14 protein-coding genes are annotated in these 15,675 nt (G+C 74.0%); 5 read left to right on the top strand and 9 right to left on the bottom strand.

Annotated elements, in window-relative coordinates; all coding sequences use genetic code 11:
- Positions 1–22: 22 nt before the first annotated feature.
- Complete coding sequence (locus ACFYVL_RS30200; protein ID WP_389250385.1) at positions 23–1,201, bottom strand: glycosyltransferase; 1,179 nt, start codon at positions 1,199–1,201, stop codon at positions 23–25.
- Between the two features lie 90 nt (positions 1,202–1,291).
- Here ACFYVL_RS30200 and ACFYVL_RS30195 point away from each other — a divergent pair, with 90 nt between their 5' ends.
- A complete protein-coding gene (locus tag ACFYVL_RS30195) occupies positions 1,292–2,119 on the top strand; it encodes a glutamate racemase (protein ID WP_389250383.1) in 828 nt (275 codons plus the stop codon).
- Entirely contained in the window at positions 2,097–2,639 is a 543-nt protein-coding gene (locus ACFYVL_RS30190) for a hypothetical protein (RefSeq protein WP_389250381.1), read from the top strand. The genes ACFYVL_RS30195 and ACFYVL_RS30190 overlap by 23 nt, the downstream gene beginning before the upstream one ends.
- Before the next feature lie 54 nt (positions 2,640–2,693).
- Here ACFYVL_RS30190 and ACFYVL_RS30185 read toward each other — a convergent pair whose 3' ends face one another.
- Positions 2,694–3,752, bottom strand: coding sequence for an O-antigen ligase family protein (locus ACFYVL_RS30185; protein WP_389250678.1), 1,059 nt, complete (start codon positions 3,750–3,752; stop codon positions 2,694–2,696).
- A 308-nt stretch (positions 3,753–4,060) separates the two neighbouring features.
- On the opposite strand from ACFYVL_RS30185, the gene lnt reads away from it, so the two are divergent.
- Together lnt and ACFYVL_RS30175 are read left to right on the top strand one after the other, a co-directional pair.
- Complete coding sequence (gene lnt, locus ACFYVL_RS30180; protein ID WP_389250379.1) at positions 4,061–5,683, top strand: apolipoprotein N-acyltransferase; 1,623 nt, start codon at positions 4,061–4,063, stop codon at positions 5,681–5,683.
- Between the two features lie 9 nt (positions 5,684–5,692).
- Positions 5,693–6,214, top strand: a complete 522-nt coding sequence (locus ACFYVL_RS30175) for an NUDIX domain-containing protein (protein WP_389250377.1) — start codon at positions 5,693–5,695, stop codon at positions 6,212–6,214.
- A gap of 133 nt (positions 6,215–6,347) precedes the next feature.
- On the opposite strand, the gene ACFYVL_RS30170 is transcribed toward ACFYVL_RS30175, so the two are convergent.
- The 4 genes from ACFYVL_RS30170 to ACFYVL_RS30155 form a co-directional block, all read right to left on the bottom strand.
- Positions 6,348–6,845: a PTS-dependent dihydroxyacetone kinase phosphotransferase subunit DhaM gene (locus ACFYVL_RS30170; protein WP_389250375.1), complete on the bottom strand. Its 498-nt coding sequence runs from the start codon at positions 6,843–6,845 to the stop codon at positions 6,348–6,350.
- The gene (dhaL, locus tag ACFYVL_RS30165) at positions 6,842–7,471 is read right to left on the bottom strand and encodes a dihydroxyacetone kinase subunit DhaL (RefSeq protein ID WP_389250677.1); all 630 of its coding nucleotides are present in this window, start codon (positions 7,469–7,471) and stop codon (positions 6,842–6,844) included. The genes ACFYVL_RS30170 and dhaL overlap by 4 nt, the downstream gene beginning before the upstream one ends.
- 88 nt (positions 7,472–7,559) lie before the next feature.
- The gene (gene dhaK, locus ACFYVL_RS30160; RefSeq protein ID WP_389250373.1) at positions 7,560–8,552 is read right to left on the bottom strand and encodes a dihydroxyacetone kinase subunit DhaK; all 993 of its coding nucleotides are present in this window, start codon (positions 8,550–8,552) and stop codon (positions 7,560–7,562) included.
- Positions 8,553–8,623: 71 nt separating this feature from the next.
- The gene (locus ACFYVL_RS30155) at positions 8,624–9,145 is read right to left on the bottom strand and encodes a MarR family transcriptional regulator (RefSeq protein ID WP_389250371.1); all 522 of its coding nucleotides are present in this window, start codon (positions 9,143–9,145) and stop codon (positions 8,624–8,626) included.
- A 105-nt stretch (positions 9,146–9,250) separates the two neighbouring features.
- On the opposite strand from ACFYVL_RS30155, the gene ACFYVL_RS30150 reads away from it, so the two are divergent.
- Positions 9,251–9,805 carry a hypothetical protein gene (locus ACFYVL_RS30150; protein ID WP_389250369.1) on the top strand — a complete coding sequence of 185 codons (555 nt, stop codon included), beginning with the start codon at positions 9,251–9,253 and terminating at the stop codon, positions 9,803–9,805.
- Positions 9,806–9,954: 149 nt separating this feature from the next.
- Here the strand turns inward: ACFYVL_RS30150 and meaB are convergent, their stop codons facing one another.
- The 3 genes from meaB to ACFYVL_RS30135 all read right to left on the bottom strand — a co-directional run bounded on the left by meaB (position 9,955) and on the right by ACFYVL_RS30135 (position 15,638).
- Complete coding sequence (gene meaB, locus ACFYVL_RS30145; protein WP_389250367.1) at positions 9,955–10,938, bottom strand: methylmalonyl Co-A mutase-associated GTPase MeaB; 984 nt, start codon at positions 10,936–10,938, stop codon at positions 9,955–9,957.
- Between the two features lie 558 nt (positions 10,939–11,496).
- Entirely contained in the window at positions 11,497–13,716 is a 2,220-nt protein-coding gene (gene scpA / locus ACFYVL_RS30140; protein WP_389250365.1) for a methylmalonyl-CoA mutase, read from the bottom strand.
- Positions 13,716–15,638, bottom strand: a complete 1,923-nt coding sequence (locus ACFYVL_RS30135) for a methylmalonyl-CoA mutase family protein (protein WP_389250363.1) — start codon at positions 15,636–15,638, stop codon at positions 13,716–13,718. Before ACFYVL_RS30135 ends, scpA begins: the two co-directional genes overlap by 1 nt.
- Between the last annotated feature and the right edge of the window lie 37 nt (positions 15,639–15,675).

Here is a 15,675-nt window from a genome sequence, read left to right as displayed (position 1 = left end):
GCGCCCGGCACGACGGCCGGGCTCAGCGGTCCGGCGCGGCCTCGGGACGGGAGTAGGTACGCCCCTTCCAGGCCGCGCCCCGGCCCCGGTGGAGCTGCACGGCGGAGTCCACCGTCATCAGCGTGTACAGCAGCGCGGTGAGCGGCAGCAGCGGCGCCAGCGCCACCGTCTGCCGGTAGTAGCGCAGCATCGGCACGTAGCTGCCCGCCATCACCGCCCACGCGGCGAACCCCGTCCAGCCCGCCGTCGCGTCCCCGGTCAGCAGCCCGGTGCCCACCGCGTACGGCGGCACCAGATACACCAGCGCGAGCCCCAGCACGGTGCCGAGCAGCAGCAGCGGACTGTGCCGCAGCTGGGCGTACGCGCTGCGCGACACCATCCGCCACAGATCCGCCAGCCGGGGGTAGGGCCGCACACTGTCCACCCGCTCGGCGAGCCCCAGCCAGATCCGCCCCCCGGAGCGTTGTACCGCCTTCGCCAGCGACACGTCGTCGATCACCGCGCCCCGGATCGACTCGGGCACCCGCGCCCGCACCGCCGCGTCCGTGCGCAGCAGCACACAGCCGCCCGCGGCGGCGGCCGTCCGGGAACCGGCCCGGTTCACCCACCGGAACGGGTACAGCTGCGCGAAGAAGTACACGAAGGCCGGCACCAGCAGCCGCTCCCACTCGCTGCTCACCCGCAGCCGCGCCATCAGCGACACCAGGTCGAAGCCGCCGCCGTGCGCCGCGGCCACCAACTCCCGCAGACTGTCCGGCTCGTGGGCGATGTCGGCGTCCGTCAGCAGCAGGTACTCGGGGTCGCAGGCGCGCGCCAGCTCGATCCCCTGGCGCACCGCCCACAGCTTCCCCGTCCAGCCGGGCCCCGGGTCGCCGGGGGAGACCACCGTCAGCGGCAGCCCCGCGTACTGGTAGGACAGCGCGCGCGCCAGCTTGCCGGTGCCGTCGCTGCTCCCGTCGTCCACCAGGATCACCTCGGCCCCGCCCGGATAGTCCTGCGCCAGCAGCGAGGGCAGACTGCGCGGCAGGACGGCCGCCTCGTCCCGGGCCGGCACGACCACCACCACGTACGGCCACTGCCCCTCGGCCGGCTCGGTGCGCGGCGGCAGCCGCTGATCGGTGCGCCAGAAGAAGCCCTGGCCGAGCAGCAGCCACAGCCAGACGGCCAGCGATCCCACAGCGATCCACGCGACGACGCTCACCCGTCGCAGTCTGCCGCAGGAGAGTGCCCGAGCGGGAGGAGGCGGCGGGCGGCGCCCGGAGTGTTCGACCCATTCGACTAAGGTGACCGGGTGAAGATCGCGCTCATGGACTCCGGAATCGGCCTGCTCGCGGCGGCGGCCGCGGTGCACCGGCTGCGGCCCGACGCGGACCTGGTCGTCGCCTCCGACCCGGACGGCATGCCCTGGGGACCCCGGACGCCCGAGGACATCCGCGAGCACGCGCTCGCCGTCGCCCGAGCCGCCGCCGCACACGGGCCCGACGCCCTGATCATCGGCTGCAACACCGCCACGGTGCACGCCCTGGACGCGATCCGTGCCGAACTGGAACCGCGGATCCCCGTCATCGGCACCGTCCCCGCGATCAAGCCCGCGGCGGCCGGCGGCGGCCCCTTCGCGATCTGGGCGACCCCGGCCACCACCGGCAGCCCCTACCAGCGCGGGCTGATCCGCGACTTCGCGGCCGGCGTCGAGGTCACCGAGGTGCCCTGCCCGGGGCTCGCGGACGCCCTGGAGGTCGCCGACGAGGCGGCCATCGACCGGGCGGTGGCCGCGGCGGCGGCCCTCACCCCGCCCGACGTGAGGACCGTCGTCCTGGGCTGCACCCATTACGAGCTCGTCGCCGAGCGCATCCGTGCCGCCCTCCAGCAGCCCGGCGCCCCGCAGCCCCTGGTGCTGCTGGGCTCGGCGGAGGCGGTCGCCGCACAGGCGCTGCGCAGGGCCGGGGCCCGGCCCGCCCCCGCCGCCGAACCCACCTCCCGCCTCACGGTTCTCCTCAGCGGCCGGGAGTCGCGCACGCTCACCGAGCCCGCCCTGGCCTACGCCGAGGGCCGTCTGCTGGCTGCCGTACGGGCGGATCGTGAGTACGCTGCTACGCATGAGGGACTTCCCCCGGGCTGACGGCCTGCCGAACGAGCCCGCCCCCGCAACCTGGACCGGTCGCGCGACCAACCGCGCGCAGTGGCTGCTCTCCGCCGCCGGTGCGGCCTTCCTGGCGCTCGGCATCGAGCTGGCCGTGGACTCCTCGTGGGTGTCCGGCATCATCCCGCTCCTGATGTCCGTCGTCGGCTGCGTCCTCGTCGGCATGATGGTGATCTTCGGGACGCTCGCCTTCGTGCACGTCGCGGTCAAGGTCGACGACGACGCGCTGGAGGTGCGCTGCGGGCACATGGGCCTGCCGCGCCGCCGCATCCCGCTCTCGCACGTGACCGCGGTGGAGTTCGCGCCCCGCGTCACCCCGCGCCAGTGGGGCGGCTGGGGCTACCGCTGGCGGCCCGAGCAGGGCACCGCCGTGGTGGTCCGGCGCGGTGAGGGCGTGGTGCTGCGCCTGGGCGACGGCCGCACCTTCACGGTGACCGTCGACGACGCCGCGGGCGCGGTACGGGCCGTGCGCGACCGGCTCCACCTCCCGACGGCCTGAAGCCCGGCCCGGGTACAGGCCCCGGACCGGGCCGCCGCACGGCGCTCGGGACGGCTACCGCGGCGGGCCCGGCTTCCAGGGCCGTACGTCCGCCTCCCGCGGCACCGCCTCACCGGGCTGCAGCCGCGCCGTCGCCAGGCCTGCGAGCAGTGCGGCCCCGGCCGTCACCGGGGTGAAGCTCAGCGCGTTGCCGACGCTCGCCAGCGCGGCCAGCGCGGTGAGCGTGGCACCCGCGGTGAGCACGACGGGGGTGGCTCTGGGGGAGCGCCACAGCCCGTACAGCAGCCAGCCGAAGGCCGCCGCGAGGAGCAGCACCCCCGGCACCCCCTGTTCGGCCGCCTGCTGAAGGGGCGCCGAGTGTGGTTTGCCGTCCGAGCCGACCGACCGGCGGGTGGTCGCGCTGACCGTGCCGAATCGTTCCGGCCCGACCCCGAGCACCGGGTTCTCCTTCGCCATGCCGAGCGCCTCCTGCCACAGCTCCACCCGGTTCTGGGTGAGCTGGCCCTCCAGGGACACCGCCAGACCCTCCGGCAGCACGTCCTCGGCGACGGCCCAGGACCCCCCGGTCACCAGGGCCGTCGCCATGGCGAGCCCCACCAGAGCGAGCAGCCGCCGCCGCATCCGGGCCGCCGCCAGCGAGCACAGCAGGATCCCGAGCGCCGCCGCGCACCCGGCCACCGAGTCCAGCGCGAGCGCCACTCCCGCCACGACCGGCGCCACCAGCCTCAGCAGCACCCGGGCCACCGGCGTTCGGGCCGCCCCCGCCGCACAGCACGCCGCCCCCGCGGCCAGCACCAGCAGCGCCGCCGCCGCCCCCGTGTGCCCCGGCGCCGGGAACGCGATCGCCCCCGGCATGTCCTCCCGGGAGACCAGCGCCAGACCCAGCGCACCGAGCGAGAGGCCGGTGGCGGTCAGCACCGGGAGCAGCGTGCCGAAGATCCGGCCGCAGGCGTACCCGGCGGCGACCGCGAGCACCGCGAGCAGCACGCCCTCGGGTCTGGCCTCCCGCCCGGCCGCGCTCACCAGCGACCACACCGCGCAGCCGCCGAGCACCAGCACCCCGGCCACCTCGGTCAGCCCGCGGCGCTCCCGCGCCTCCGGTGCGTCCGGCACACCGGGGTGCCGCGCACCGCCGGTCCCCGCCGCGGATCCCTCGCTCACCGTGTCCACTCCCCGTCGCCCCCCGAACTTTGACGGGCCCCGCCCGCAGCGGCCGGATCTGGCCACCGAGCAGGCACTGGCCGTCACCGTAACGGCAGCGAAGGCTGTTTGTGGACGTATCGCACAAGATCGTGCAGGAACGATGCTTCCGCACCGCAGCAAGGGCTGTGCGCACCAGGCCCGGAGCCGTGGCGGGGCGGCAGGGACGCATGCCGGTACCGCTCTGCCCCCGGCGGTCCGGCCACCGTAGACTCCGCCGGGTGAGCACCACCATCACCCCCATAGACCAGCCGGAATCAGCCCCGGAACCCTCCCGCAAGAGGCTTCCGCGACTGCTTCTGCGGCTGGTGCGGCCCGCCGCTGCCGCCGTCTCCGGACTGCTGATGTACGCCAGCTTCCCGCCCCGGCCCCTGTGGTGGCTGGTGCTGCCCGGATTCGCCCTGCTCGGCTGGTGCCTGCACGGGCGGCGGCTGCGCGCCGGATTCGGGCTCGGACTGCTGTCGGGACTCGGCTTCCTGCTGCCGCTGCTGTCCTGGACGGGCGAGGAGGTCGGCCCGGTCCCGTGGCTCGCGCTCACCGTGCTGGAGGCGCTGTTCCTCGGCTTCGTCGGCATGGGCGTCGCCGCGGTGTCCCGGCTGCCGCTGTGGCCGGTGTGGGCCGCCGGGCTGTGGGTCGTGGGGGAGGGGCTGCGGGCCCGCTTCCCGTTCGAGGGCTTCTCCTGGGGCAAGATCGCGTTCGGCCAGGCGGACGGCGTGTTCCTGCCGCTGGCCGCGCTCGGCGGGACGCCCGCGCTCGGCTTCGCCGTCGCCCTGTGCGGGTTCGGGCTCTACGAGGCCGTCCGCCAGGTCCGTTCGTACCGCGCCACCGGGACCGTGCCCCGCGCGGGTATCGCGGCGGCGGCCGTCGCCGTGCTCGTCCCGCTGGTCGCGTCGCTGGCCGCCCGCCCGCTGCTGGACGACTCGGCCGAGGACGGCACCGCCACCGCCGCCCTGATCCAGGGCAACGTGCCGCGCCTGGGCCTGGACTTCAACGCCCAGCGCGCCGCCGTACTGAAGAACCACGCCAACCGCACCGAACAGCTCGCGGCCGACGTCAAGGCGGGCAAGGAGCCCAAGCCCGACTTCGTCATCTGGCCGGAGAACTCCTCCGACCTCGACCCCTACCAGAACTACGACGCCAGGGACGTCATCGACCACGCGGTCCGCAGGATCGGCGTCCCCGTCGCCATCGGCGCCGTCCTCGCCCCGGAGAAGGGGCCGCTGCGCAACACCCTCATCCAGTGGGACCCCGAGCGCGGCCCGGTCGACACCTACGACAAGCGGCACATCCAGCCGTTCGGCGAGTACATGCCGATGCGCGACATCGCCCGGATCTTCAGCAAGGACGTCGACCGCGTGCGCCGCGACTTCGGCCCCGGCACGAAGGTCGGCGTCTTCGACATGGCGGGCACCAAGGTCGGCCTGGTCACCTGCTACGAGGCGGCCTTCGACGACGCGGTGCGCGACACCGTGGTGCACGGCGGCCAGGTCATCGCCGTACCCAGCAACAACGCCACCTTCGGCCGCAGCGAGATGACCTACCAGCAGCTCGCCATGAGCCGGGTGCGGGCCGCCGAGCACGGCCGGGCCGTCCTGGTGCCGGTCACCAGCGGGGTCAGCGCCGTCATCCGGCCGGACGGCACGGTCGTCCAGCAGACCGGCATGTTCGTCCCCGCCGCCCTCGTCGCGAAGGTCCCGCTGCGCTCCTCGCTGACCCCGGCGACCCGGGCCGGCATCGCCCCGGAGATCGCGCTCGGACTGCTCGGCGTGGCCGCGCTCGGCTGGGCGTCCGCCCGCGGCATCCGCGCCCGCCGTGCCGCCGGGAGCACCTCCGACGTCCTTTAGGGTCGAGTCATGGCTACTCCCGACTTCATCAAGAACCTCCGCTCCACCGCAGGTCACCAGCTGCTCTACCTGCCCGGCGTGACGGCCGTCGTCTTCGACGACCAGGGCCGGGTGCTGCTCGGCCGGCGCTCCGACAACGGCGAGTGGTCGGTCATCGGCGGCATCCCCGAGCCCGGCGAGCAGCCCGCGCAGGCGGCGGTGCGCGAGGTCTTCGAGGAGACGGCGGTCGAGGTCGAGGTCGAGCGGGTGGTCCTGGTGCAGACGCTGCGCCCCGTGCAGTACGACAACGGCGACATCTGCCAGTTCATGGACGTCACCGTCGCCTGCCGGGCGACCGGCGGCGAGGCCCGGGTGAACGACGAGGAGTCCCTGGAGGTGGCCTGGTTCCCGGTGGACGCGCTGCCCCCGATGCGGGAGTTCGCCACCTTCCGGATCAAGCAGGCCCTCGCCGACGAGCCGACCTGGTTCGCCCCCGCCGAGGACTCCGTGCCGGGCGTGGCGGGCGTGGGAGTCACCCCGGACGGGCACTGACCCTCCGGCCCCGGGGCGCCGACGGAACGCGTCCGCCCCGGGCGCCGGCGGTACGCACCTGCCCCGGGCCCCGGGCGCCGACGGTACGCACCTGTGCCGCGCCCCGGCGAAGGCGCGTACCGCCGGCCCCGCGTCAGACCTTGCGGTAGGTGTACGCCTCGGCCGCCGCCGCCTCCACGGCGTCGAGCGGGGCCGCCGCCGACGCGGTGACGACGGCCGCGACCGCACCCTCGACGAACGGGGCGTCCAGCAGCCGGGTATTGCGGGGCAGCACGTCCTCGTCCCCGTCGCCGGCCTCCTCGGCGTCCTCCAGGAGCGCCTTCACCGTCAGTACGGCGCTGCCGAGGTCGGCCAGCACCGCCACGCCCGCACCCCGGTCCACCGCGCGGGCGGCCCGGACGATCAGCTCGGCGCTGGTGCCGAGGCCGCCGTCCGCGTCCCCGCCCGCGGCGGCTACGGGCGCGGCCGGACCGCCGCCCGCCAGCCCCCGTGCAAGTTCCACCACGGCGGAGGCCACCGCCGCGCTGTGCGAGACGAGGACGATCCCCACGAGCTTCTCCCCGGAGTCCTCCCGGGCGAACTCCCCTGAGTCCTCCCGGGAGTTCTCCTCGAAGGGGCCCGCCGCGCTCATGCCGCCGCCTCGGCGAGCGTGCGCAGGATCAGCGCGGCGGACGTGGCCCCGGGGTCCTGGTGCCCGATGCTGCGTTCGCCGAGATAGCTGGCCCGCCCCTTGCGGGCCTGCATCGGCACCGTGGCGAGAGCACCGCTCTCGGCGGCGTCGCGCGCCGCGCCGAAGGCCGCCGCCACCTCGCCGCCCTCGGCTCCCAGGGCGTCCGTCAGGGCGTCCACCGCGGGCAGCAGCGCGTCCAGCATCGTCTTGTCGCCGGCGGCGGCCCCGCCCAGCTTCGCCACGGAGTCCACCCCCGCCCACAGCGCCTGCGCGAACTGCGCCGCCGTCACCTCGGCCCCGTCCCCGAGCGCCTTGCCCGTACCGCGCAGCAGGGAACCGTACAGCGGCCCCGAGGCGCCGCCCACGGTCGAGATCAGCTTCCGCCCCGCCAGCGCGAGCACACCGGCCGGGGTCCCCGGCGGCTCCTTCTCCAGCGCCTCGGCGACCGCCGCGAAGCCGCGGCGCAGATTGCTCCCGTGGTCGGCGTCCCCGATCGCGGAGTCCAGCTCCGTCAACCGGTCGGCCTCGGCGTCCACCGCGGCGGCCGTACCGCTCATCCACCGCTGAAAGAACGCGGAATCCAGCACCAGTGCCAATGCCCTCTCCGTACCCTGGTCGTCCGTCCTACTTCCGTGGCCCCCGTCGCCCTCCCGCGGGCCCGCTCCGTCCGTCACCTCAGCGCCCGCGGCGCAATGCGGCGGTCTCCACCGGCGCGTCCCACCACCGCAGCAGCTCCTCGTCGACCTGACACAGCGTCACCGAGCAGCCCGCCATGTCGAGCGACGTGACGTAGTTGCCGACGAGGGTACGGGCCACCGGCACCCCGCGCTCGGAAAGGACCCGCTGGACCTCGGCGTTGAACCCGTACAGCTCCAGCAGGGGAGTGGCGCCCATGCCGTTCACCAGAGCCAGCACCGGACCGCTGGGCCGCAGGTCCTCCAGGACGACGTCCACGGCGTAGTCCGCGATCTCCCGCGAGGTCATCATGGCCCGCCGCTCGCGCCCCGGCTCCCCGTGGATGCCGATGCCCAACTCCAGTTCGCCCGGCGGGAGTTCGAAGGTGGGGCTGCCCTTCGCCGGGGTCGAGCAGGCGCTCAGGGCCACCCCGAAGCTGCGCGAGGCCCCGTTCACCTGCCGGGCGATCTCGGCCACCCGCTCCAACGGAACGCCCGCCTCGGCCGCGGCCCCGGCGATCTTCTCCACGAACAGGGTCGCCCCGGTGCCCCGCCGGCCCGCCGTGAAGAGACTGTCCGTCACCGCCACGTCGTCGTTGACCAGGACCTTCTCGATCCTGATCCCCTCCTCCTCGGCGAGTTCGGCGGCCATGTCGAAGTTGAGCACGTCCCCCGTGTAGTTCTTCACGACGAACAGCACGCCCTCGCCGGAGTCGACGGCCGCGGCGGCCCGCACCATCTGATCGGGCACCGGCGAGGTGAACACCTCCCCGGGACAGGCCGCGGACAGCATCCCCGGCCCCACGAATCCGGCGTGCAGCGGCTCGTGCCCGCTGCCACCGCCCGAGACGATCCCGACCTTCCCCGCGACGGGTGCGTCACGCCGTACGACGAGCCGGTTCTCCACGTCGACGGTCAACTCGGGATGCGCGGCGGCCATCCCGCGCAGCGCGTCCGCGACGACGGTCTCGGGGACGTTGATGAGCATCCTCATGGCTACCTCCGGCAGAATCGCGCCGGGGTGCCCCGGCGGCCCCAAGTTAACCGCCGTGACCCGGTTGGTCACTACGCCACAGGCGCGCCGCCCCGAGGTGTCGCGGGTCCGGGCGTGTCGCCGCCGGCGTTCCCCTCCGGACCGAGCCGCCGGGTCTGCTCCTCCAGCACGGCGACGGTCCGCCGGACGTAGTCCTCGATCACCGCCAACTCCTGTTCGCTGTAACGAGACATGACCTCCGCCATGGCTCGGGACAGGTCGCGCACGGCCCAGGCGGTGCGGCGGCCGGGCAGCGCGGTGACGAGGATGCGGCGGCGATCGGCCGGGTCGGGGTCGCGCCGGACGTGACCCGCCTTCTCCAGGCGGTCGATCAGACCGGTGGCCGCGCCGGAGGTGACACCGATCCGCTGGGCGAGCGCCCCGGCCGTGAGCGGCCCCTCCCGGCCGATCAGGCTCAGCGCGCGCTGATCGGCCGCGCTCAGCCCGAGCCGTCGGCCGACGGCCTCGTGGTAGAGCACCACGGCGGTGCTCAACTCGGCGCCGAGCAGGTTCCCTTCGGCGGAACCCGGGCGGGTGGGCGGTGAGTCGGACACGGGGTGCTCCTCGTCGGTGACGGACGGCCTGACACCCCATGATTCAGGGTTTTCTCAGGGTCCCTCATACTTCAGTGAGGTAAGTATCTTACTAAGCTAAGAGATATGAGCCGACCAGGAAACACCACCGCGTCCGCCTCGCCCGGTTACCTCGACTCCGTCCTCGCCACACCCCGTTGGGCCCTGGGATTCCACCGCCGCCACCTCCTGCCGATCACGGCGCTGGGTCTCGTCGCCGGAACCGAGCGCTTCTTCTCTCGCCTCGTCGACGACCTGCCCGCCCTCCCGCTGGAGGCCCTCACCCTCGCCTCGCGCGTGGTACTCGTCTGCTACGTCGTCCAACTGGCCCTCCGTAAGGACCCGGAGGTGCTCTGGGGGCGCGGGGGAGGCTCCCCGATGCGTCACTCGTCGCAGTGGCGGGCCTTCCTTCCGTACCTCGCCGGGCAGGGTGTGCTGCTGCTCGCGGCGATGTTCGTCTTCGACTTCGTGCCCGAGCGGCTGCTGGCTCCCGCCGAGGGGACGACGGGCCACGAGCTCTACTTCGCCTGCCTGCTGGCGGTGAAGAACCTCACCGTGATCCCCTTCACCCTGATCTGGATGACCGGCATAGCCCGCCGCCAACTCCTCCTGCCAGTGAAGGAGTTGACACCGGTCCGGTGATCCCGCCGGTCAGGGCCTACGGCTCACGCCGCCGTACATCGCCACCCTCGCCCTCGTCCCGCTCCGGGCGCCGCCGCTGCTCAACCCAGGCGTACGGGAACGCATTTGGGCAGTCCCGCTCGCGCGAATGCGGAGGGGGCTGGGGAGGACTATGAGTCGAACGCCTTCAGGATCCGTTCCGCCGCCATGGTCGCGGTCAACTCCCCGTCCCGCAGGGCCTGTTCGATGCCGGGTGCCACGTCGCGTACCGCCGGGCGGGAGGTCAGGCGGCCCAGCAGCTCGTCCCGGACCATCGACCACGCCCAGTCCACCTGCTGACCGGCCCGCTTGGCCGTCAGCCGGCCGGACGAGTCGAGGAGCGTGCGGTGCTGCTCCAGGCGGTCCCACACCGTGTCCAGTCCGGCCGACTCCCGGGCGCTGCAACTGAGTACCGGGGGAGTCCAGTTGGCGTCGGCGGGGTGCATCAGGCGCAGGGCGCCCGACAGTTCGCGTGCCGCCGCGCGGGCGTCGCGCTCGTGCGGGCCGTCCGCCTTGTTGACCACGACGACGTCCGCCAGTTCCAGGACGCCCTTCTTGATGCCCTGGAGCTGGTCGCCGGTACGGGCGAGGGTGAGCAGCAGGAAGGAGTCGACCATCTGGGCGACCGCCGTCTCCGACTGGCCCACCCCGACCGTCTCCACCAGCACCACGTCGTACCCGGCGGCCTCCACGATCACCATCGCCTCGCGGGTCGCCCGCGCCACCCCGCCCAGCGTGCCCGCCGAGGGGGAGGGGCGGACGTAGGCGGCCGGGTCGACGGCCAGGCGTTCCATCCGCGTCTTGTCGCCCAGGATGGAACCGCCCGTACGGCTGGAGGACGGGTCCACGGCGAGGACGGCCACCCGGTGCCCGAGCCCGGTCAGCATCGTGCCGAACGCGTCGATGAACGTCGACTTGCCGACACCCGGCACCCCGCTGATGCCGATGCGGCGCGCCGAGCCCGAGTGCGGCAGCAGCTCGGTCAGCAGGCGCTGGGCGAGTGCGCGGTGGTCGGGGCGGGACGACTCGACGAGGGTGATGGCGCGGGCCACGAAGGCCCGCTTCCCGTCGAGCACGCCCTTGGCGTACGCCTCGACGTCGATCTTCGGGGGCATACGGTTCTCAGTCTCCGTCCGGGTCCGGCTTCAGGGGCGTGCGGGTGGGTCTCAGGCGAGGGTGGCACGCGTGGGCGCGTCTCCGGGTGGGGACGGCACGCGTGGGTGCGTCTCCGGGTGGGGACGGCACCTGCGGGCGGGTCTCCGTGCGGGGCGTCCCGGGCGGTGCTGGTGGGTTCCTGCGCTGGACGGGCATCCGTGGGGCGGTTTCCGTGCGGGGGCGGCACCTGCGGGCGGGTCCCTGTGCGGGGCGCCCCGGGCGGTGCCGGTGGGTCCCCGCACAGGGACGGGCGTCCGTGGGGCGGTTTCCGTGCGGGGTGGCAACAGCGGTCGCTGCCACCGTGCGTGCGACGCCTCGCGCGTGCGACGGACCGTACGTCCGATGCCCCGCGCGTGCGGCGCCCCGTGTGTGTCACGCCCTGCACGTGCGACGCCTCGCACGAGCGGCGCACCGTGCGTGTCACGCCCCGTACGTCCGACGCGCCGCGCGTCCGGCGCCCCGCACGTGTCACACGCCCCGTACGCCCCACGCGCCGTGCGCCCCCAGCACCCCACGTCTCACGCGCCGTCCGGGACCGCCAGCTCGTGGCCGAGTTCCCCGGCCAGTCGCCGTACCAGGTCGAACGCCGCGTCCGGGATCACCGTTCCCGGTGGGAACACCGCCGTCGCGCCCGCCTCGTGCAGCGCGGGCACGTCCTGCGGCGGGATCACGCCGCCGACGACGATCATCACGTCCTCCCGGCCCTCCGCCGCCAGCTCCTCGCGGAGCGCGGGCACGAGGGTCAGGTGCCCGGCCGCGAGGGAGGACACGCCGACGATGTGCACGTCCGCCTCGACGGCCTGCCGCGCCACCTCCGCCGGCGTCTGGAACAGCGGGCCGACGTCCACGTCGAAGCCCAGGTCGGCGAACGCGGTCGCGATCACCTTCTGGCCCCGGTCGTGGCCGTCCTGGCCCATCTTGGCCACCAGGATGCGCGGACGGCGGCCCTCCGCCTCCTCGAAGGCGTCGACCAGCGCGCGGGTGCGCTCCACCGAAGGGGACTCTCCTGCCTCGTTGCGGTACACACCGGCGATCGTACGGATCTGGCCCGCGTGCCGCCCGTACACCTTCTCCAGCGCGTCCGAGATCTCACCGACGGTGGCCTTCGCGCGCGCCGCGTTCACCGCGAGCGCGAGGAGGTTGTCGTCGAGGCCGGTGGAGGAACCGCGCTCGGCGGAGGCCGTCAGGGCGCGCAGCGCGTCCTGGCAGGCCGCCTCGTCCCGCTCCGCCCGCAGCCGCTCCAGCTTGGCGATCTGCTGCGCGCGCACCGACGAGTTGTCGACCTTGAGGACGTCGATCTCCTCGTCTGTCTCCACCCGGTACTTGTTGACGCCGATCACCGGCTGCCGCCCCGAGTCGATCCGCGCCTGGGTGCGGGCCGCGGCCTCCTCGATGCGGAGCTTGGGGATGCCCGCGTCGATCGCCTTCGCCATGCCGCCGGCCGCCTCCACCTCCTCGATGTGCTGCCACGCCCGGCGCGCCAGGTCGTACGTCAGCTTCTCGACGTACGCCGAGCCGCCCCACGGGTCGATGACCCGGCCGGTGCCCGACTCCTGCTGGAGGAGGAGCTGCGTGTTGCGGGCGATGCGCGCCGAGAAGTCGGTCGGCAGCGCGAGCGCCTCGTCGAGGGCGTTGGTGTGCAGCGACTGGGTGTGGCCCTGGGTCGCGGCCATCGCCTCGATGCAGGTGCGCGAGACGTTGTTGAAGACGTCCTGCGCGGTCAGCGACCAGCCCGAGGTCTGCGAATGGGTGCGCAGCGAGAGGGACTTGGGGTTCTTCGGGTCGAACTGCTTGACCAGCTTCGCCCACAGCAGCCGGGCCGCCCGCAGCTTGGCGACCTCCATGAAGAAGTTCATCCCGATCGCCCAGAAGAAGGACAGCCGGGGGGCGAACGCGTCGACGTCCAGGCCGACCTCCAGACCCGCCCGCAGGTACTCGACTCCGTCCGCGAGGGTGTACGCCAGCTCCAGGTCGGCCGTCGCACCGGCCTCCTGGATGTGGTACCCGGAGATCGAGATGGAGTTGTAGCGGGGCATCTTCTGCGAGGTGTACGCGAAGATGTCGGAGATGATCCGCATCGAGGGCTTCGGCGGATAGATGTAGGTGTTGCGGACCATGAACTCCTTGAGGATGTCGTTCTGGATGGTCCCCGCCAGCTTCTCCGGCGGCACGCCCTGCTCCTCGGCCGCCACGATGTACAGCGCCAGCACGGGCAGCACCGCGCCGTTCATCGTCATCGACACCGACATCCGGTCCAGCGGGATGCCGTCGAAGAGCTGCCGCATGTCGTAGATCGAGTCGATCGCCACGCCCGCCATGCCGACGTCACCGGTCACCCGCGGGTGGTCGCTGTCGTACCCGCGGTGGGTGGGCAGGTCGAAGGCGACGGAGAGGCCCTTCTGGCCGGCCGCGAGGTTGCGCCGGTAGAAGGCGTTGGACTCCTCCGCCGTCGAGAAGCCCGCGTACTGCCGGATCGTCCACGGCTGGTTGACGTACATCGTCGGGTACGGGCCGCGCAGGTACGGGGCCACGCCCGGGTACGTGCCGAGGAAGTCCAGGCCCTCGGTGTCCCGGCGGGTGTACAGCGGCTTCACCCCGATGCCCTCGGGGGTCTCCCAGACCAGGTCCTCGACGCCGCGGCCGGTCGACTCCTTGACGGCCGCCCGCCACTGCTCCTCGGACCCGTCCGCGGCCGGGGTGCCCAGCTCGATCTGCGAGAAGTCGGGAATGCTGCCCATTACTTCACTTCCATACGGTCGAGGACGGAGGTGAGGGTGGCCACCGCGTCCGAGCCCGCGAAGACGAACTCGTCCACGCCGGCACTGCGGTACGTCTCTTCGGCTTCCCCGGGGCGGCCCGCCAGGAACACCGTCCGCGCGCCCGCCTCCTTGAGCGCCGCGGCGACCCCGGCCGCCTGCTCGGCGTAGAGCGCGTCGCTGGAGCAGACGCAGGCGACCGGGGCGCCGCTCGCACGGAACGCGTCGGCCACCGTGTCCGGGTCCACCGTCACCGGGTCGTGCACCGGCTCGATGCCGCCCGCCTGGAAGAGGTTCGCGGCGAAGGTGACGCGCCCGGTGTGCGCGGCGGCCGGGCCGAGCGCGGCCAGGAACACCCGCGGACGGGTGCCGGTCGCCGCCAGGTGCGCGTCCGAGCGGGCGCGCAGCGCCTCGTACGCCTCGTCGCGGCGCACCCGGGGAAGCCCCCCGGCGGGCCGCGCCGGGGCCGGGTCGCGGTCCACGGCGCGCTCGGCGAGCAGCGGGAACTCACTGACACCGGTGATGGGTTCGCGGCGCCTGGCCAGCGACGTGCGGCGGCGCTCCCAGGTGGCGGCCAGCCGCTCGGCGACCAGACCGGACCGCAGCGCGTCCGCCTGTCCGCCCGCCTTCTCGATCTCCTGGAACCACTCCCAGGCCGCCGCCGCCAGCTCGTCGGTCAGCCGCTCCACGTACCAGGAGCCGCCCGCCGGGTCGACGACCCGGGACAGGTGGGACTCCTCGATCAGGATGGTGGAGGTGTTGCGGGCGATACGTCGCGCGAAGGCGTCGGGGAGGCCGATCGCCTCGTCGAACGGCAGCACCGTCACCGCGTCCGCGCCGCCCACCCCGGCCGCCATGCACGCGATGGTCGTGCGCAGCATGTTCACCCACGGGTCGCGGCGCGTCATCATCACCGACGACGTCACCGCGTGCTGCCGCTGCGCCCCCGATCCGGCCGCACCGCACGCCTCGGCGACCCTGGCCCACAGCCTGCGGGCCGCGCGCAGCTTGGCGATGGTGAGGAACTGGTCGGCGGTGGCGGCGTAGCGGAATTCGAGCTGCCGCAGCGCCGCCCCGATGTCCAGGCCGGGGCCGGAAGCGGAGTCCGCCCCCGGGCCGGTGCCGGCAGCCGTGAGGGCGCGGAGGTAGGCGACGCCCGTCGCCAGCGAGCAGCCGAGCTCCTGCGCGGCCGAGCCGCCCGCCTCGTGGTACGGCAGCGCGTCCACCACCAGGGCGCGCAGGTGCGGGTACTGACGGGAGGTCAGTGCGGCGAGCGCGGCGGCGGACGCGTCGAGCGCGGGATCGTGGGTGCCGGTCCGGGCCGCGTGTCCCAGCGGGTCGGCGCCCAGGTTGCCCCGGGCGTCCTCGGGGGCCACGCCCCGGGCCTCGTACAGCCGCAGCAGTTCACGGGCGGCCCCGTCGACGTCGGCCCCCGCGTCCAGCGCCACCGGGGCCAGGTCGAGATAGACCCCGTCCAGGGCCCGCTCCAGACCGGACACGGGCACGCCCGCGCCGCCGACCGCCAGCCACAGCGAGGAAACGCCGTTCTCCAGGTCGGCCAGGACTGCCTCGTTGGCGAGCGCGGGATCGGGCCGCTCGTGCCGCTGCCGCACGTCCCAGCCGCCCGCCGCCGTCGTACCCGCCGGGGACGACCCCCGGGTGTACGGGGCGAAACCGGGCAGCCCGGACGTGCCGGAGGGGGAGTCGGCGTGGTCGGCGGTGTACAGCGGGCGCGTCGTCAGCCCGTCGTCGAGGGAAGTGGAGAGGGCGTCCTCGGCCGCAGCCCCCGTGACGTCTTTACCCGATTTGCGCAGCACGCCTTCCACCAGGCGCTGCCACTGCTCATGGGTCGCATCAGGGAACTCGGCGGCCAGGGGGAGCCCGTCGTCAGGCAGGACCGTCATGCTCAGATGCTAGGGCAGTGCGCCAAAGGTGCAGCAG

Origin of the sequence: Streptomyces sp. NPDC004111 (genome assembly GCF_042874215.1) — a bacterium.
Lineage (GTDB): Bacteria > Actinomycetota > Actinomycetes > Streptomycetales > Streptomycetaceae > Streptomyces.
This window is presented reverse-complemented; position numbering and strand designations above follow the sequence as displayed.